The organism is Aeromonas sp. QDB39 (assembly GCF_027707585.1).
Classification (GTDB): domain Bacteria; phylum Pseudomonadota; class Gammaproteobacteria; order Enterobacterales; family Aeromonadaceae; genus Aeromonas; species Aeromonas hydrophila.
Genome location: NZ_JAPCIV010000020.1, coordinates 67,753 through 84,988, shown reverse-complemented (window position 1 = coordinate 84,988; position 17,236 = coordinate 67,753). Strand labels below are relative to the sequence as shown.

The following is a 17,236-nucleotide window of genomic DNA, read 5'->3' as shown; positions in this document are numbered from 1 at the left end:
AGGTCAAGGATGTTGCATGAACGGTTTGCCGATACGGGCGCCAGCACTGGGCTGGCTGTTGATTTCACTGCTGGCGGCGCCGCTGGCCGCCGCCCCCCTGACACTGCAGGGCGAGACCCAGCATTACCGCATCGATCCCGATACCCTGGCCATCTCGGTCAACCAGATCCCGGTCAGCGCGGGCCAGCCCGCCCGCCAGGTCGATCAGTTGCAACAAGGGGAGCAGCAGGCCAGCTGGCACTGGCCCGCCCAGGACGCCAGGGTGGAGGTCAAGCTGGATGGTGACGACCTCTTGTTGACGCTGGTCAGCGACAGTCCCCGTCAGCTGGCCTGGTTCAGCCTGCCGAAAAACCAGACCCACCTCTCCCTGGCCTTCGGCGAGGGCAGCCGCTTCTCGGTGCGCGACAGCGACTGGCTCGGCTATGTCGGCGACGAGCTGGCCGAGCTCAACACCCACTACGACCTCAAGCTGCCGCTCTGGAGCCAGGATGCCGGCAAGCAGACCTACAGCTGGATCCTGCAGACCCCCTACGACAACCGGCTTCGCTTCAGCCGCCAGGGAGGCCGGCTGCAACTGAGCGCCAGCCATGAATTCAGCAGCTTCAACCAGCAGGTGCCTATGGTGGTGCGGTTGAGCGTGGGGGATGACTGGCTGGCCGGCGCCCGCCGCTACCGGGCGTGGTTGCAGAGCGAGGGGGCCTGGCAGTCTCTGGCTGACAAGGTCGCCCGCATCCCCGCCGGGCGGCGGCTGATCGGCGCCAGCCATGTCTACCTGTGGGGCGATGCCCTGCTCGATCGGCAAGATGTGAGGGCGTGGCCCGCGCTGCAGGCCAAGCTCCGGCAAAAGCCGGAGTGGCTGCAAGGCTTCAACAGCGAGGAGCAAGAGGCGTTGGCCGCCAAGGCTCCAGAGCCCTGGCAGCAGGCGCTGATCATGGCGGGTCTCAACCGGCTGATTGCCGACCAGCTGCCGCTGCCTGCCCAGCAGGGCCCGCAGGCCCAGAGCAAGGTGCTGGCCCTGCGCCAGCAGTGGGTCAAGAGCCAGTTCGGTGAACAACTGGTGGCGCAGGAGCGCTGGGGCCAGGGGCTGTCGCTGCCGGTGATCGAGGCGCTGCAGCAGGCGGGACTGCGCAAGCTGTGGCTCGGCACCCCACAATGGACGGCGGCCCTGCAGCAGGGCTATGCCCTCACCGCCGCCCAGCGTCAGGGCTATCTGGTGGGCAGCTATGACTCTTACGATACCGCCATCGCGCCCGGCACCAACGACAGCTGGCTCACCGCCCAGCTGCCGCCGGAGATCGGCAAGCGCTGCGCCATCGTCGAGGCCAACGGCAAGCCCAAGCCGGGCTTTGGTGGCGAGGGGGTCTATCTCAACCCCGGCTGCACCCTGCCGTTTGCCAAGAGCCGCATGAGCGAGCTGGCCAAGGCCAGCGGCATCAACAGCCTGTTCCTCGACGTGGACGGCACCGCCATGGCCTCCAACGATTACAACCCGGCCCACCAGCAGGGCAGCCAGGCGATGGTCGCCGACCGCAACGCCCGCATGAGCTGGGTGGGTGAGCGACTCGGGCTAGTGCTGGGCTCGGAGGATGGCAACGCCCTCACCAGCAAGCCGCTGCTGTTTGCCCACGGCATCCAGAGCTGGGGCTTTGGCTGGACCGATGCCGCCATGCGCAAGCAGGCCAAGTCCCCCTACTACCTTGGCAAGTGGTGGCCGGACGAGGCGCCGCAGGTCTTCTTCCAGCCCGCCCGGCTCAAGCCGCGCTACCTGAAGACGGTGTTCAACCCGGCGGATCGGCTGCCCCTCTATCAGGCGGTGTTCCACGACTCCGTGCTCAACAGCCACCACTGGCTGCTGGACAATCTGAAATTCCCGGGCATCAAGGAGGAGCGCGCCCTGCTCGGCCTGCTCTACAACACGCCGCCGCTGGTCAACCTGAGTCGCAGCACGCTGGCGAGCCGGCTGCCGGAGCTGGTGAGGCTAGACAGCCAGTTCGGCCCGCTGCACGAGGCGCTGTGGGACAAGGCACTGGTGGGCTTTCGCTGGCGTGACGGGGTGGGCCGAGTGCAGGAGACCCGCTTCTCCGACGGCAGCCGGCTGGTGGCCAACTTCGGCCACAGCTCCATCATGATCGACGGCCACAAGCTGCCGGGCCGCCAGCTGCTGGTGGCGCTCAAGGACAAACCGGTCAGCGTGCTGAAGATCCAGGGCTGAGCCCGGGCCGGCATCAGGAGGGGGTCGCCCCGCTGGCCGGGGCGGGCGGCACTGCATGGAGGTTGAGCCAGCGCCGGCGCAGCGCCTCCAGCGAGCCATCCTGACGCATCTGGTCGAGGGCCCGCTGCAGGGCCTGCACCTTGGCCGGCTCCGTCGCCAGGTTGAGGGCGAAGTAGTACTGCTCGCCGTCGTCATAGACGAAGAGCGGGGTGAGCGCCTCGAGGCCGTGGCCCAGCTGGTGCATGTGAAAGGCGGCCCCCAGATCCAGCGCCGTCACCAGATCCACCCGGCCGCGCAGCAGCATGCGAAACTTGTCCTCCTCGCTGTTGACGCTGACCGGCGCCAGCCCCTGGCGGATCAGCTGCTGGGCCGAGGCCGAATTGCGCACCACGGCGATCCGGTAGTGGCTCGCCTCCTGCAGGCTGCGGGGCTGGATGTCGGTGCGCGAGCTCAGCCGCCACACCCTGATGGTGCGCGGCCCGACCGGCCCCACCCACTGGAACTGCTGCTCCCGCTCCGGGGTGCGCGCCACCGAGAAGAGGATGCTGCCCGCCTGATAGCGGGCATTCTGATAGGCCCGTGCCCAGGGCTGCAGCTGGATGTCACCGCGCAGCGTCAGGCCGCTGCGCGCCAGCAGGGCATGCAGCAGATCCACCGAGAAACCGCTCACCGGCTGACCGGCCAGCCGATAGTTGTAAGGGGGCATCTGCTCGGTCAGCGCCTGCAGTGCCCGGGCCGGCTGCGCCAGCCCTCCCGTCAGCAGCAGCGTGGCCAGAAGCCACCGCCACCGCGCTGTTGTTCCCACCCTCGACTCCTTCCCATGAAAACAGACCCCTGCCGCGGCAGGGGTCTGACATAACGCATGTTCACCGGCTTGCGCCTCAGTGGCTGGTCACCGTCTCCTGATAGTGGTCGCGGATCCAGCGCTCGAAGTCGGCCAGCATGGCCGCTTCGGAACCGCTATTGTCGGCGATAAGCTGGTCGCCGTGAACCACCCGGATGCGGGCATTGAGCGGCTCACCCTCGCCAACTGGAGGACGCTGGCGGGCCGCCGCCATGCAGGCTTCTGCCTGCTGCCACGCCTCGGCCACGCTCTGGTTGCAGGCCCGGGCCAGCGGCCCCGCACTGAAGCCCTTGCCGGTCAGGCTTTGCAGCGTCTCGTCATGGGTCATGCCGTTGCCCGGCCCCCAGTAGTGGGCGGCCAGATCCGGCCCGATGCGCGGGTTGTCGGTGAGGTAGCCGTCGCGTTTGAGGAAGTAGGCGCGGGTCTGCTCCACCGCCATCAGCGCCAGCAGGTAGCCGTGATAGGCGCAGGCCGACTCCTGGTTGAGCAGGTGCGGGATCGCCAGCAGCGGGCGCGGGCTCTCCACCCCCAGGATCTGGCGCTCCCAGCGGCGGGCCAGTGCCAGCACGGCGGCCGGGGTACGCTCGGCCTCGTCCATGGCGTAGAGATCCCGCTCGAAGTAGGCCACCAGCGCAATCTGGCGCTCGTTGAAGGCGCGAAACGGCTGGCGCGCCTCGATCATCGCCTTGATCAGCGCATCGGGGATCGGCTCCCCCGCCGCGTTTCTGGCGTAGCGCTTGAGCCAGTCCGCGTCGTCCAGCAGGCTGTCGCAGAACATCGACTGGGTCTCGGCGTAGGCCATGGAGGTGGGAGGGAACTCCTGGGAGAAGCAGGGGGCGTTGCCGGTGACATTGGCAAAGTGTGCCGCGTGGCCACCCTCGTGGAACAGGGTATTGAGTCCGCTCCAGCCGCTGCCCACCTGGGCCGGGTTGGCCAGGCTGGTGAAGTTGACCACCGCCGGCACCCACTCCCCCTCCTGCCAGAAGCTCGGCACCGGGCCGTGGCAGAAGCCGTTCTCGTATTTTCCCTCCCTGGTCAGCAGATCCAGGGTGAGGGTGGCGCCGCGGTACTGGATGCCGAGCCGGCGAAAGCTCTCGACCCAGTCCTGCAGCGCCCGCGAGAAGGGCACGTAAGGGTCGAGCTGGCGGGTCACGTCACCACTCACGCTGTAGCGCAGGTTGTGAGGCAGCAGGGCCACCTCCCCCTTGGCCGCTTTCAGCTCCGCCAGGCTCTGGTGCAGCCGCTGCTCGGTGCCGGCGATGAAGTCGTCGAGAATGGCGAACAGCTGCGCCGGGCTCATCTGCTCGTTCTTGTGCACCTTGTAGTCGAAGTAGTCGCGATAACCCATGGCGCGGGCGAAGCGGTTGCGCAGCGCGACGATGGCCAGATAGCCGTTGTCGACCACCCACTGCTCCAGGGTGTGGAACATGGCGAGCGCGCTGTGGCGCACCGCCTCGTCGCTGCTGGCGGCCAGCGCCGTGCTGGCGGCGGGCAGGCTGCCGGCCACCTGCCGGCCCTGCTCGTCCAGCAAGGTCAGCTTCAGCTCCCGGCGACGGGCAAACAGCGCCGCCTCGGCGGCCACCAGCTCGTCCATCAGGGCCGCAGCCTGAGGATCCTCGATGACGTTGCACTCGAAGAAGGCGATCCAGCCCCCCAGACCGCGCTTGAGCTCGGTCTCCTCGGCCTGGGCCTGCATCTGCCGCAGTACCGGCAGGCGCGCCGGATCGGCGCAGAACGCCTTGTAGGCCTGCTCGGCGGCGGTGAAGCCGGCCTGATCGTCGCTGGTGCCCATGTAGGTGGACCAGAACAGATCCTCCTTGCGCCTGTGTACCTGCAGGTAGTCGGCGTTGAGCTGGTTGAGATAATTCCTGGCAATGGAACTCATAACTTCCCTCTTGTTATGGGGCGGCCGCGAGGGCGCCCACTCCTTTTTGGTGAAATGCCAACTCATTCACATTTTCTGCAAATTGAGCAGACAAATAGTGCGCCGGGATGCGCGCCATCACGCTATCAAAAGCGAGGGTTTCTGTCTGCTGGCTATACTGATTGTCAAATTGCTCAATTGGCGTTTTATGGGCCCAAGCCATTGAAAGTTAATTAAATGTTAATAACAAAATAATCAGGGCCAGCCAACGGACTGGCCACCACCAGACCCGCACGGGAAAGTTAAGGAAGAGACTATGTTCAAGCTCGGTGATATTGCCGTGAGCCGCAAACTGATGCTGTTGCTCTCACTGGCGCTGATCGGTTTCATCGCACTGCTGCTCATCTCGGTCAGTGCCCTGCATCGCAATCTGATGAGTGAACGGGAAGCCAGGTTGCAGGCCGTGCTGGATCTCGCCATGAGCCGGATCCATACGCTGGCGGCCACCCTGCCTGCCCCCCAGGCCCAGGCCGAAGCCAAGGCCATGCTCAACAGCATGCGCTTTGACGGCGACAACTACCTGTTCGTGCTGGACGAGAACCGCCGGATGGTGGTGCACCCCGTCAGACCCGAGCTGGTCGGCCAGCAGATGGGTGAGAGCGGCACCGCCACCGCCGGCGTCCACTGGCAGCAGATGGTGGATCTCGGCAAGGGGGGCCACAGCGGCCGGCTGGAATACAAGTGGATCTCCCCCTCCGGCGAGGCGGCCCAGAAGATGTCGCTGGTGGCCGGTTATCAGCCCTGGGGCTGGATCCTCGGCTCCGGCGTGCTGCTGCAGGACATCCAGGCCACCATCTGGTCCCAGTATCAGCTGATGGGGGGCGCCACCTTGCTGGTGACCCTGCTGATGGGACTGCTGGGCTTTGCCATCAGCCGCTCCATCGTCAATCCGCTGGCTGAGATCAACCGGGCCATGCAGCAGGTGGCCGCCGGCGATCTGGTGGTGAGCATCCCGGTACACGGCAAGGATGAGCTGGGGGCCGTCGCCAGTTGCACCAACCAGGGGCTCGACGCCATTCGCCGCGCCCTGCTGGAGGCGAGCCAGGGGGCCCGCAACGTGGCGGATGCCGCCCTGCGCATCGCCGCCTCCGCCGAGCAGACCAACCAGGCGGTCAACAGCCAGCGGGATCAGCTGGCCCAGCTCGCCACCGCCATGAACGAGATGAGTGCCACCATCTCCGACGTGGCGGGCCACGCCGAGAACACCGCCCGCGATACCCAGGACGCCACCAGCGAAGCCGGCCTCGGCAACCGTGACGTGCACGCCAGCGTACACGGCATCCAGGCGCTGGCCACCGAGGTGGAGCAAGCCACCCTGCAGGTCAACCAGCTCAAGGAGGGGGTGATGCAGATAAGCGAGGTGACGGCGGTCATCAGCGCCATCTCGGAGCAGACCAACCTGCTGGCCCTCAACGCCGCCATCGAGGCAGCCCGCGCCGGCGAGCAGGGCCGCGGGTTTGCCGTGGTGGCCGACGAGGTGCGTCAGCTGGCCAGTCGCACCCGCCAGTCCACCGAGGAGATCCAGAGCACCATCGGCCAGCTGCAACAGCGGGCGGTGACCGCCGCCAGCGCCATGGACGCCAGCCGCAAGCTGGCAGAGAGCAGCGTCAGCCAGTCGGAGAAGGCGGGCCAGGATCTCTCCCTCATCGTCAACCATATCCAGCACGTCAGCGACATGGCGACCCAGATAGCGACCGCCGCGGAGCAGCAGAGCATGGTGGCGGAGGACATGAACCGCAACGTCAGCGGCATCAACGACTCGGCGCTGGAGATGTCACAGTCCGCCTCCCAGCTGGCCCAGGAGAGCGAACTGCTGGCCGGACTTTCCCGCAGCCTGGACGAGCGGCTGGCGGTATTCAAACTCGACAGCGCCATCGACCAGCAGCTGGAGCAGCGGCTCGCCCCTCTGCACCGGCAGGTGAGCCCGGCCGAACGCCCCCGCGCTCGCCACTGATCCGTCCTGCCCTGTCGCAGCGCACGCCCCCGTCAGCCCGGCTGACGGGGGCGTTCTTCATTGATGAAAAATGTGGATTTTTTGCATCTTGTCGACCTGTTCGACGACATTGATGCGGCGGCGTTCAGTTAACCGTCATTTAAAAACAAACAGTTAAGTGTTTGCTCTACTCCGATGAGGTCAAGCTGTAAAGATTTACACTTAATTATTTAATCAAAAATAGCCATGATGGGTTGTCGCCAAACGCGACACCATGACCCTTTATGTAGTCATTTGGCAAACTGGTTGAAAGGCCAGGACGCAAAGCCTCCGGTCTAAAGACATGTCGTCCAGGATAGCGGGGTTGCCACATCGTGCTTCGGGGAACTCCCCCTGCCAACTTGACTGCCCACATCTGTCGAACAGAGGAATGTATGGCAGCAAAAATCCAATTCAATCATGTCGCTGCAACCCTGGCCCTGCTGGTCAGTGGCAGCGTGCTCGCCCACGGCTATATCAGCCAGCCGGAATCGCGCAACTACCTGTGCAAGACCGGCGGCAACAGCCAGTGCGGCGCGGTGCAATGGGAGCCCCAGAGCGTGGAAGGCCCCTCCGGCTTCCCGCAGGCCGGCCCGCCCGATGGCCAGATCGCCTCGGCCGGCAGTGCCAGCTGGCGCGAACTGAACGCCCAGACCAGCGACCGCTGGACCCGCCGCGAGGTGCAGGCCGGCCCCTTCGCCATCAGCTGGACCTTCACCGCCAACCACGTCACCCGCAACTGGCGCTACTACCTCACCAAGCAGGACTGGAACCCGAACCAGCCGCTGACCCGCGCCGCCTTCGAGCTCACCCCCTTCTGCGTGGTGGACGGCAACATGACCCAGCCGCCCAAGCAGGTCACCCACCAGTGCAACCTGCCCCAGCGCACCGGCTATCAGGTGATCCTGGGGGTGTGGGAAGTGGGGGACACCAGCAACAGTTTCTATAACGTGATCGATGCCAACTTCAAGGGCGGCACCCAGCCGCCGCTGGCCTGGAGCCAGGGCGGCACCATCTATCCTTCCACCGAGCTGGCGGTCGGCGACAAGGCCAGAACCCTGGTGTTCGACGCCAACGGCGTGCGCCCCGATCTGCAGACCGAGCTGACCATCGCCAGCCCGGAGCAAGGGCAGAAGAGCAACTGGACCCACGCCCTGGCGACCAAGATCAATGCAGAGCAGAGCCTGATCCGCGCCGGCCAGCAGAGCGGCGAAGGCCAGTTCAACCCCGTCTACGGCCAGAACCCGGTCTACTTCAAGGCGGGCAGCGCACTGGAGCGGGTCGAGATCCAGCTCGAGCAACAGCAGCCGCCAGTGAGCAACGGCGTCAGCGTGAGCGGCCTGGAGAGCGACTACCTGCTCGACGAGGGCAAGCTCACCCTCAACTTTACCGTGGCCGCCGAGGGCGATCTGACCGTCACCAACACCCTGTATGATCACGGTGGGGCCGCCAAGGGGCAGACCAGCGCCGACATCAAGGACAGCACCCACAGCTTCACCATGCCGCTCACCGGGCTCAGCGCCGGTCACCACCAGCTGGTGATCGAGGGCAAACCCAAGGCCGGTGGCGATGCGGTGCAGCAGACCCTGGATCTGATGCTCAAGGATCCGGCCGCCGGCGGTGACTACCAGTTCACCTTCCCGGACGGGCTCAAGTCCTACACCGACGGTACCAAGGTGCTGCAGCCCAAGAACGGCAAGGTCTACCAGTGCAAGCCCTTCCCCTATCGCGGCTGGTGCAGCCAGTGGTCGGCCAGTGCCACCCAGTATGAACCCGGGGTCGGCACCAATTGGCAGGATGCCTGGATCCAGGTGAACTGAGCCGCAGGCCCAGCATGACGCCATCAACAAAACGGGGAGCCACTGGCTCCCCGTTTTTTCTGATGCACCACCTCAGATCTGGAAATCGATGGCCGCCTCGCTGCCCATGGCGCGGGCCTGAATGTCCGCCAGCGCCAGCTCCGGGTTGCAGAGCTGGATGAACTGCCAGGCGAAGTTGTGCTGGAACTGCCCCTGCTTGAGACCGATCCAGGCGGTGTGGGGCGCAAACAGCCGGCTGCCGTCCAGCTGCACCAGCCCCTTGTCGCGCTGGGTGTCAAACGCCATGTCAGCCAGTATGCCCACCCCCATCTCCAGCTCGACATAGGTCTTGATGACGTCGGAGTCCTGCGCGGTCAGCAGGATCTGCGGGGCGATGCCGGCCTCGGCAAACGCCTCGTCCACCCGCGCCCGCCCGGTCAGGCCGGCCTGATAGGTGATGATGGGCCAGTGGGCCAGCGCCGCCAGGGTCAGCTCCCGCTCGGCGGTGAGCGGATGCTGCTCCGGCACCACTATGTTGTGGTGCCAGCGGTAGTAGGGAAACGCCACCACCCCTTCGCTCTTGTCGAGCTGCTCGCTGCTGATACCGATGTCCACCTCGCCGGTCTGCACCAGCCGCACTATCTCCTCCGGGCTGCCCTGGCGCAGCTCCAGCTGCACCAGCGGGAACTGCTCGCGAAACGCCTTCACCACCCGCGGCAAGGCATAACGGGCCTGGGTATGGGTGGTCGCCACCAGCAGCCGGCCCGACTCGCGGTTGGCGAAGGTGCTGGCCAGCTTGCGGATGTTGTTGGCGTCGTTGAGGATGCGCTCGGCGATCACCAGCAGCTCCTTGCCCGGCTCGGTCATGCCGAGCAGCCGCTTGCCGTAGCGGATGAACAACTCGATCCCCAGCTCCTCTTCCAGCTCGCGGATATGGCGGCTGACCCCGGACTGGGAGGTAAACAGGGCATTGGCCACCTCGGTCAGGTTGTAATCCCGCCGTGCCGCCTCCCGGATAATTCGCAACTGCTGAAAATTCACGTCATCGCCTCCTGCGCTGACCGGCCGGTCGGGGCCTTCCCCGCCGCCTTGTTGTTATCTTGTCTGGCCGCCCGAGCCTGAACTCTGAGCGCCATACTGACCCTGTTGTATCCCTGGCGGGCAGACCCCGCCATGGTCACGCTGCTTGCCTGCACGGCCCGCCAAGGGCCTGCCACTCAAATCTGGTAATCCGGGTAGAGCTGGGCCTGTTTGGCCACCAGCCGCACCCCCTGGCCCGGGCTGAAGGCGCGGGCTGCCTCCTTGCTCAGCTCGGCTTCGAAGTGTGCACCGTTTGTATCCCCATTGCCACGCAGTTCCACCCGGATGCGCGGCCCCATGGGCAGCAGGCGAGTGATGGTGGCGCTGATGCCGCCCGGTGCATCCGCCGGCAGTATCTCCAGCTCGTGGGGACGCACATAGGCGACGGCGGCGCTGCCTTCCGCCAGCTGGGAGCTGATGGGCCCGCCCAGCAGCTGCTCGCCGATGCCGAGCCCCTGCCCGGCCACCCGGCCGCGAAACAGGTTCACGCTGCCGAGGAAGCTGTGCACGAAGGAGCTGGCGGGCTGGTCGTAGACCTCGGCCGGGGTGCCGATTTGCTCGACCTTGCCGGCGTTCATCAGCACCACCCGGTCCGCCACCTCCAGCGCCTCCTCCTGATCGTGGGTGACGAACAGGCTGGTGACGTGCAGCTCGTCGTGCAACTCCCGCAGCCAGCGGCGCAGCTCCTTGCGCACCTGGGCGTCGAGGGCGCCGAAGGGCTCGTCCAGCAGCAGCACCTTGGGCTGCACCGCCAGCGCGCGGGCCAGCGCGACCCGCTGACGCTGGCCGCCGGAGAGCTGGGTCGGGTAGCGCGCGGCCACGTGGCTGAGCTGCACCAGATCCAGCAGCTCCTTGACCCGGGCGCGGATCGCCGCCTCGGCCGGTCGCTCGCTGCGCGGCTTGACCCTAAGGCCAAACGCCACGTTCTCAAACACCGTCATGTGACGAAACAGGGCGTAGTGCTGGAACACGAAGCCGACATTGCGCTCGCGCACGTGCAGATCCGAGGCATCCTCGCCGCGGATGATGACGCTGCCGCTGTCGGCCTGCTCCAGCCCGGCGATGATCCTCAGCAACGTGGTCTTGCCGCAGCCGGAGGGGCCGAGCAGCGCCACCAGCTCACCGTCGTGAAAGTCGAGGTTGATGTCGGCCAGCGCCGCGTACTGGTTGAAATGCTTGTTGAGTCCTTGTACCTGAATGCTCATGGCAGCCTCTTGAATTCGGTGATCAGTGAGAGTGAGTGGGCTGGGCACGCAGCCGGGCCAGCAGGGTTTCCCCCAGCAGGGTGAAGATCCCGAACAGGGCCAACAGGCTGGCTACCGCGAAGGCGGCGCCGGTCTGGTACTCGTTGTAGAGGATCTCGATGTGCAGCGGCAGGGTGTTGGTCTGGCCGCGAATGTGGCCGGAGACCACCGACACGGCGCCGAACTCCCCCACCGCCCGGGCGGTACAGAGCAGCAGGCCGTACATCAGGCTCCAGCGGATGCCGGGCAGAGTGACCCGCCAGAACATCTGCAGACCGCTCGCCCCCAGCATGATGGCCGCCTCTTCCTCTTCCGGGCCGCGCGCCTCCATCTGGGGCAGCAGCTCGCGCACCACGAAGGGCACCGTGATGAAGGTGGTGGCCAGGATGATACCGGGGGTGGCGAAGATCACCTTGATGTCGTGCTCGCTCAGCCATTCGCCGAACCAGCCACGGCTGCCGAACATCAGCACGAACATCAGCCCCGCGATCACCGGCGACACCGAGAACGGCAGATCGATGATGGTGATGAGCAGCTGCCGGCCCGGGAAACGGAAACGGGCGATGGCCCAGGCGGCGGCGACCCCGAACAGCAGGTTGAGGGGCACCGAGCAGAGGGTCACCAGGGCGGTGAGGCCGAGGGCGCTGAGGGCCTCCGGCTCGCTGATGGCGTGCCAGAAAAAGGCCAAGCCAGGGCTCAGCGCCTGGATGAAGACGGTGGCCAGCGGCAGCAGCAGCAGGGCGGCAAACCAGCCGAGGCCGACCGTGATCAGTAGCCACTTGACCCAGACCGGCTCGCGGATGACGGGAGGTTGGCGCACCGAGGTGGTCGGCGCCGCCTCGCCCGTGGCCAGCGCCAGGCTTGCGTTGGATGCGTTCATATCCGGCTCCCTCCGATACGGGCCCAGCTCCAGGCCTGCAACTTGTTGATAAGCAGTAACAAAATGAAAGAGATCAGCAGCATGACCACGGCGATGGCCGAGGCGCCGGCGTAGTCGTACTCCTCCAGGTGGCTCATGATCATCAGCGGCGCAATCTCCGACACCATCGGCAGGTTGCCGGCGATGAAGATGACGGAGCCGTACTCCCCCACCGCCCGCGCGAAGGCCAGGGCAAAGCCGGTCAGCAGGGCAGGCACCAGGGTCGGCCACAGCACCCGGATGAAGGTCTGCCAGCGATCGGCACCTAGGCTGGCGGCGGCCTCCTCCTGCTCGGTCTCGGCTTCCCGCAGCACCGGCTGCAGGGTGCGCACCACGAACGGCAGCCCGATGAAGGTGAGCGCAATCACCACACCGATGGGGTTGTAGGCGAGCTCGATGCCAAACGGGGCAACCCACTGCCCGATCCAGCCATTGGGGGCGAAGATGGCGCACAGGGCGATGCCGGAGACGGCGGTGGGCATGGCGAACGGCAGGTCGATCAGGGCATCCACCAGTCGGCGGCCGGGGAAGGTGTAGCGCACCAGCACCCAGGCCAGGATCAGGCCGAACAGGGCGTTGAGCAGCGCCGCCACCAGGGCGGCCCCGAAGCTCAGACGAAAGGAGGCGAGCACCCGCGGCGAACCGATCACCTGCCAGAACTCGGCCAGGGTCAGATTGTTCACCGCGAACAGCACCAGCGCCGAGAGCGGCAGCAGCACCAGCACGCCCAGATAGAGCAAGCTGAAGCCGAGGGTCGGGCCGAAGCCCGGCAGCACGGAGTAAGAACCAAATCGCATAACGCATCCGTTTGTTATGAAAAACATTAGATACAGCGATTCTGCGCATTCCTGTTTGGGGCAACAAACACCAATAACGCCTTTGCTAAGCACTTTTTTGTCTAACAGCGGCGGACAAGGCTTTTAGAGCCATAAAATGAAAAAAAGGTCTTTTATATAAATAAAAGACCTAAAAATGGAGCGTCGTGCAATGTACCAAGCTATCCAAATCAGACTGTCGTGGTGTCGGGTGCCTGCCCTCCTTCTCTATTCCAAACCTCTGTGATCAACGCTCGCCGCTCAGCGAAAACTCAAGGCTGCCCGCCGCTCCCACACCGCCGGCGTCGGCTCCACCACCATCTCGGCCCGCCGATAGAGGGTGCCGAGCAGGTTGAGCCCCTGATTCCACTCACCGTGGCCGGACTGGGCATTGATGTGGCCCACCTCGCCGGCATCGAACAGCGGCACCTGCCACTGGCGGCTCCAGTACTCGGCCCGCTCAAAGCTCATCCAGGGATCGTTGCGGCTGACCACCAGCTGGGCCGACACCTTGAGCGACCCTGCCAGCAGCTCGTCTGGCAAGCCGAAGCGGGCCGGATCTGCCGGGGCCACGATGAACAGCGAGGCCACCTTGTCGGGCTGCTGGCGCGCCGCCGTGATGGCCGCCAGCGCCCCGAAGGAGTGGGCCACCAGGTGAGCCCGGCCGCGCCGGCTGCGCAGCTTGCTCGCCAGCTTGGCGCTCCAGACCGTGAGGTCCGGCCGATCCCACGGCAACCCCACCATCCGCTGCCAGTGGGGGAAGTATTGGTGCCAGCGGCTCTGCCAGTGATCCGGCCCACTGTTGTGCAGACCGGGAACCAGGAGGATCTTGTTCATCTTGGTGCTCCTATCAGCTGGCACAGGGGCCAGATAAGTTGGCGATAACCGGCCGCTTAGCGACCCGGCTGGTAGATCTGGTCAAACAGGGCGCCCTGGGCGAAGTGCTTCTTCTGCGCCTTGTCCCAATCCCCTTCCAGATCCTTGACGGTGAACAGCGCCAGTTGCGGGAACTGGGCCGCAGTCTCCTTCAGGATCGCCGGGTTGCTGGGGCGGTAGTGATATTTGGCGATGATGCGCTGCCCCTCGTCGGAGTAGAGATAATCGAGGTAAGCCTTGGCGACCGCTTCCGTGCCGTGCTTCTTGGCTACCTTGTCCACCACCGCCACCGGCGGCTCGGCCAGGATGGAGACCGACGGCACCACCAGCTCGAACTTGTCGCTATTGCCGGGCTGACCCAGCACCAGCAGGGCTTCGTTCTCCCAGGCCAGCAACACGTCGCCGAGGCCGCGCTCGATGAAGCTGGTGGTGGCACCGCGGGCGCCGGAGTCCAGCACCTTCACGTTCTTGTAGAGATCACCGACGAACTGCTTGGCCCCCTCCTCGCTGCCGCTCTTCTTCAGGGCATAGCCCCAAGCAGCCAGGTAGTTCCAGCGCGCCCCGCCGGAGGTTTTGGGGTTGGGGGTGACAATGGCCACGTCCTTGCGTACCAGGTCATCCCAGTCCTTGATCTGCTTGGGATTGTCCTTTCTCACCAGGAACACGATGGTGGAGGTGTAGGGCGCCGCATTGTTGGCCAGCCGGCTCTGCCAGTCGGCGGCAATCAGCCCCTGCTTGGCCACGGCATTGACGTCATAGGCCAGCGCCAGCGACACCACGTCCGCCTCCAGCCCGTCCACCACGGCGCGCGCCTGCTTGCCGGAGCCGCCATGGGACTGGCTGACTACCACGTCGTCGCCGGTCTTCGCCTTCCACTCCTTGGCGAAGGCGCCGTTGTACTCCTGGAACAGTTCGCGGGTCGGATCGTAGGAGACGTTGAGCAAACGGATCTCGGCGGCATTGGCCTGACCGAGGGCCAGCAGGGAGAGCAGGGTCAGGGCGGTCATTCGCAGTTTCATGGGGATACTCCATATCTCGTTGGGTTGAATGCAGCATGCCGTGGGCTTGTTATGCCGAGAACCAAGAAATAACGCTTTGCTTATCTCATTTGCTCATATCAGGAGGCCGCAGGCGCCATTCGCGCACTCTGTGAGCCAGGCCGCGCTGGCCCGGTGCCGGCTGTGCCATCATGGAAACAAGGCAGGCAGATGACGAAAAGGAAGTCGTTATGTGGATCAATGCAGAACCCGTCAATGGCGCCCTGGTGTCGCTGGCCATCGGCCTCATCATCGGTCTGGAGCGGGGCTGGCAGGTGCGCCAGCTGGGGGACAACCAGCGCATCGCCGGGATGCGCACCTATGGCCTCATCGGCCTGCTCGGCGGGGTCTGCGCCCTGCTGCTGCCCACCCTCGGCCCCTGGCTGCCGCTGCTCGGTCTGCTGGCGGTGGTGACGGGCTGCGGCCTCTCGGTCTGGCTGGCCCAGCGCTGGCAGGGGGAGTTCGGCCTCACCAGTTCGGTGGCCATGCTGCTCACCTATCTGCTGGGGCTGATGTCGGTGCTGCTGAGCCCGAGCGAGGCGGTGGCCTGCGCCGTGCTGGCGGCCCTGCTGATGGGGCTCAAGGGCAAGATCCAGCAGGGGATGCTGTTTCTCAGCGAAACCGAATTTCACGCCACCCTGCGCTTTCTGCTCATCTCGCTGGTGCTGCTACCGGTGCTGCCCAACGAGGAGATGGGACCGCTCGATGCCTTCAACCCCTTCAAGATCTGGCTGATGGTGGTGGTGATCGCCGGCATCTCGTTCTGCGGCCACTTCGCGGTGCGCCTGCTCGGCACCCGCGCCGGGCTGGTGCTCACCAGCATACTGGCGGGGCTCGCCTCCTCCACCGCCCTCACCCTGCAGTTTGCCCGCCTCAACAAGGAGCAGGGGGGGCTGGAGCGGCTGCTGGCCACCGGCATCCTGCTGGCGGGGGCCACCATGTGGCTGCGGCTGCTGGTGCTGGTACTGCTCATTCACAGCGAGCTGGCGATGCGTCTGGCGGCGCCCCTGCTGCTGCTGGCGGCCACCGTCTACGGCTTCGCCTTCTGGTTCTGGCGCCAGCGCGAGGAGCTGACCGACGGCCCGGTGCAGCCCCAGACCAGCAACCCGCTCGATCTGGCCACCGCCATCAAGTTCGGCCTGCTGCTGGCACTGATCGGCTTCATGGCCACCCTGCTGCAGAGCAAGGTAGGCAACTCAGGGGTCTACCTGCTGTCGCTGGTCTCCGGCATCACCGACGTGGACGCCATCACCTTGTCGCTCTCCCAGCTCTCCCACAAGGAGCTGGCGCTGGAGGTGGCGGCCCGCGGCATCCTGCTGGCCGGGCTGGTCAACTCGCTGGTGAAGGGGCTGCTGGCCCTGGGGATCGGTGGCCGCCGGCTGGGGCTGCGGGTGCTGCTGCCCTACTTCGTCTCGGCCCTGCTGATCCTGCCGCTGATCTGGCCCGGCGCCTGAGGTTGCAGCAAGTGACAGCCTGACGCCACCAAAGTGCTCGCGTATACTGGCTCCTCTTGGCACATGAGAGGAGCTGTAGCATGGCAAGCGATTGGGACAAGGTACTGGCGGGCGGCGCCCTGGACAGCCAGAGCGAGGAGATAGCGAACGACCGGATCCGCGGTCAGGCGCTGCTGGCACAACTCAACGCCTCTCCGGCCGGTGACGAAGCCCTGCGCCAGCGCCTGTGCGGCGAGCTGTTCGGCCACTGCCCCGACTCCTGCTGGATCAGCACTCCCTTCACCTGCGAATTCGGCCGCAACATCCACATCGGCGAGAAGACCTTCTTCAACTTCAACATCACCATTCTCGACGTGGGCGAGGTGCATATAGGCAGCCATGTGCTGCTGGCCCCCAACGTGCAGATCTACACCGCCACCCACACCATGGACTATCTGGAGCGACGCAACTGGACCGCCTACAACAAGCCGGTGCGGATCGGCGATGACTGCTGGATTGGCGGCGGCGCCATCATCTGCCCCGGCGTCACCATAGGGCCGCGCTCCATCATAGGTGCCGGCGCAGTGGTCACCCGCGACATCCCGGCCGACTCGGTGGCGGTGGGCAACCCGGCGCGCGTGATCCGCAGCCTGAGCCCGGACGCCCCCCGTGGCTGGGAGCTGGCCCTGTGATCTGGCTCGCCCTGCTTCCCCTGCTGTGGACCGCCTGGCTCGGCCTGGCCGACGCCAACTGGTGGCCGCTCGCCATCGTCACCACCATGAGCCTGCTGACGGTGCTGGCCTACGCCCACGACAAGCGCCAGGCCATTCGCGGTGGCTGGCGCATCCCCGAATCCCGGCTCCACCTGCTGGAGCTGTTCGGTGGCTGGCCAGGCGCCCTGGTGGCCCGCCACTGGTTGCGTCACAAGACCCAGAAGGGGAGCTACCGCAGGGTGTTCTGGTTCATCGTGCTGCTGCACCTCACCCTGTGGGGACTCTGGCTCGGCCGTCCGCTCTGGCAGACGATCTGACGTGGGTCGCAATGCTCGATTGTCGGCCATTGCAGCCGGCAATCGGGTATG

14 protein-coding genes and 1 riboswitch are annotated in these 17,236 nt (G+C 65.8%); of the genes, 6 read left to right on the top strand and 8 right to left on the bottom strand.

Going from position 1 to position 17,236, the window contains the following annotated elements:
• The first annotated feature begins 16 nt into the window (after positions 1-16).
• On the top strand, positions 17-2,212 hold the full coding sequence (locus PG899_RS13415) for a glycoside hydrolase (protein ID WP_077096392.1): 2,196 nt from the start codon (positions 17-19) through the stop codon (positions 2,210-2,212).
• A gap of 13 nt (positions 2,213-2,225) precedes the next feature.
• Here the strand turns inward: PG899_RS13415 and PG899_RS13410 are convergent, their stop codons facing one another.
• Both PG899_RS13410 and PG899_RS13405 read right to left on the bottom strand, forming a co-directional pair.
• The gene (locus PG899_RS13410; RefSeq protein WP_077096393.1) at positions 2,226-3,017 is read right to left on the bottom strand and encodes a substrate-binding periplasmic protein; all 792 of its coding nucleotides are present in this window, start codon (positions 3,015-3,017) and stop codon (positions 2,226-2,228) included.
• A gap of 76 nt (positions 3,018-3,093) precedes the next feature.
• Positions 3,094-4,941: a M3 family metallopeptidase gene (locus PG899_RS13405; RefSeq protein ID WP_190283848.1), complete on the bottom strand. Its 1,848-nt coding sequence runs from the start codon at positions 4,939-4,941 to the stop codon at positions 3,094-3,096.
• 295 nt (positions 4,942-5,236) lie between these two features.
• Here PG899_RS13405 and PG899_RS13400 point away from each other — a divergent pair, with 295 nt between their 5' ends.
• Together PG899_RS13400 and gbpA are read left to right on the top strand one after the other, a co-directional pair.
• A complete protein-coding gene (locus PG899_RS13400; RefSeq protein ID WP_077096396.1) occupies positions 5,237-6,934 on the top strand; it encodes a methyl-accepting chemotaxis protein in 1,698 nt (565 codons plus the stop codon).
• Positions 6,935-7,199: 265 nt separating this feature from the next.
• A riboswitch (cyclic di-GMP riboswitch) is annotated at positions 7,200-7,285 on the top strand.
• Between the two features lie 62 nt (positions 7,286-7,347).
• Positions 7,348-8,772, top strand: a complete 1,425-nt coding sequence (gene gbpA, locus PG899_RS13395) for an N-acetylglucosamine-binding protein GbpA (protein ID WP_179101430.1) — start codon at positions 7,348-7,350, stop codon at positions 8,770-8,772.
• Positions 8,773-8,844: 72 nt separating this feature from the next.
• Here the strand turns inward: gbpA and cbl are convergent, their stop codons facing one another.
• The 6 genes from cbl to PG899_RS13365 all read right to left on the bottom strand — a co-directional run bounded on the left by cbl (position 8,845) and on the right by PG899_RS13365 (position 14,704).
• Positions 8,845-9,792 carry an HTH-type transcriptional regulator Cbl gene (cbl, locus tag PG899_RS13390; RefSeq protein ID WP_011704576.1) on the bottom strand — a complete coding sequence of 316 codons (948 nt, stop codon included), beginning with the start codon at positions 9,790-9,792 and terminating at the stop codon, positions 8,845-8,847.
• A gap of 176 nt (positions 9,793-9,968) precedes the next feature.
• On the bottom strand, positions 9,969-11,036 hold the full coding sequence (locus PG899_RS13385; protein WP_011704575.1) for a sulfate/molybdate ABC transporter ATP-binding protein: 1,068 nt from the start codon (positions 11,034-11,036) through the stop codon (positions 9,969-9,971).
• Positions 11,037-11,058: 22 nt separating this feature from the next.
• The gene (gene cysW / locus PG899_RS13380) at positions 11,059-11,955 is read right to left on the bottom strand and encodes a sulfate ABC transporter permease subunit CysW (RefSeq protein ID WP_077096398.1); all 897 of its coding nucleotides are present in this window, start codon (positions 11,953-11,955) and stop codon (positions 11,059-11,061) included.
• Positions 11,952-12,791 (bottom strand): sulfate ABC transporter permease subunit CysT, encoded by an 840-nt coding sequence (gene cysT, locus PG899_RS13375; protein WP_005308571.1) that lies wholly within the window; start codon positions 12,789-12,791, stop codon positions 11,952-11,954. The genes cysW and cysT overlap by 4 nt, the downstream gene beginning before the upstream one ends.
• A 279-nt stretch (positions 12,792-13,070) precedes the next feature.
• Positions 13,071-13,646, bottom strand: coding sequence for an RBBP9/YdeN family alpha/beta hydrolase (locus tag PG899_RS13370; protein WP_077096399.1), 576 nt, complete (start codon positions 13,644-13,646; stop codon positions 13,071-13,073).
• A gap of 56 nt (positions 13,647-13,702) precedes the next feature.
• Entirely contained in the window at positions 13,703-14,704 is a 1,002-nt protein-coding gene (locus PG899_RS13365; RefSeq protein ID WP_077096400.1) for a sulfate ABC transporter substrate-binding protein, read from the bottom strand.
• 209 nt (positions 14,705-14,913) lie between these two features.
• Here PG899_RS13365 and PG899_RS13360 point away from each other — a divergent pair, with 209 nt between their 5' ends.
• The 3 genes from PG899_RS13360 to PG899_RS13350 all read left to right on the top strand — a co-directional run bounded on the left by PG899_RS13360 (position 14,914) and on the right by PG899_RS13350 (position 17,185).
• Positions 14,914-16,176, top strand: a complete 1,263-nt coding sequence (locus PG899_RS13360; protein ID WP_016349368.1) for an MgtC/SapB family protein — start codon at positions 14,914-14,916, stop codon at positions 16,174-16,176.
• Between the two features lie 80 nt (positions 16,177-16,256).
• On the top strand, positions 16,257-16,847 hold the full coding sequence (locus PG899_RS13355) for a sugar O-acetyltransferase (protein ID WP_016349367.1): 591 nt from the start codon (positions 16,257-16,259) through the stop codon (positions 16,845-16,847).
• Complete coding sequence (locus tag PG899_RS13350) at positions 16,844-17,185, top strand: DUF1294 domain-containing protein (RefSeq protein ID WP_011704568.1); 342 nt, start codon at positions 16,844-16,846, stop codon at positions 17,183-17,185. The genes PG899_RS13355 and PG899_RS13350 overlap by 4 nt, the downstream gene beginning before the upstream one ends.
• Positions 17,186-17,236 lie beyond the last annotated feature (51 nt).

What these genes read in the sequence shown, in the direction of transcription:
- cysT (WP_005308571.1), bottom strand. Translation starts at nt 12,791, where the DNA reads ATGCGATTTGGTTCTTACTCCGTGCTGCCGGGCTTCGGCCCGACCCTC.
- cysW (WP_077096398.1), bottom strand. Translation starts at nt 11,955, where the DNA reads ATGAACGCATCCAACGCAAGCCTGGCGCTGGCCACGGGCGAGGCGGCG.
- PG899_RS13360 (WP_016349368.1), top strand. Translation starts at nt 14,914, where the DNA reads ATGTGGATCAATGCAGAACCCGTCAATGGCGCCCTGGTGTCGCTGGCC.
- gbpA (WP_179101430.1), top strand. Translation starts at nt 7,348, where the DNA reads ATGGCAGCAAAAATCCAATTCAATCATGTCGCTGCAACCCTGGCCCTG.
- PG899_RS13385 (WP_011704575.1), bottom strand. Translation starts at nt 11,036, where the DNA reads ATGAGCATTCAGGTACAAGGACTCAACAAGCATTTCAACCAGTACGCG.
- PG899_RS13370 (WP_077096399.1), bottom strand. Translation starts at nt 13,646, where the DNA reads ATGAACAAGATCCTCCTGGTTCCCGGTCTGCACAACAGTGGGCCGGAT.
- PG899_RS13365 (WP_077096400.1), bottom strand. Translation starts at nt 14,704, where the DNA reads ATGAAACTGCGAATGACCGCCCTGACCCTGCTCTCCCTGCTGGCCCTC.
- PG899_RS13400 (WP_077096396.1), top strand. Translation starts at nt 5,237, where the DNA reads ATGTTCAAGCTCGGTGATATTGCCGTGAGCCGCAAACTGATGCTGTTG.
- PG899_RS13405 (WP_190283848.1), bottom strand. Translation starts at nt 4,941, where the DNA reads ATGAGTTCCATTGCCAGGAATTATCTCAACCAGCTCAACGCCGACTAC.
- PG899_RS13415 (WP_077096392.1), top strand. Translation starts at nt 17, where the DNA reads ATGAACGGTTTGCCGATACGGGCGCCAGCACTGGGCTGGCTGTTGATT.
- PG899_RS13355 (WP_016349367.1), top strand. Translation starts at nt 16,257, where the DNA reads ATGGCAAGCGATTGGGACAAGGTACTGGCGGGCGGCGCCCTGGACAGC.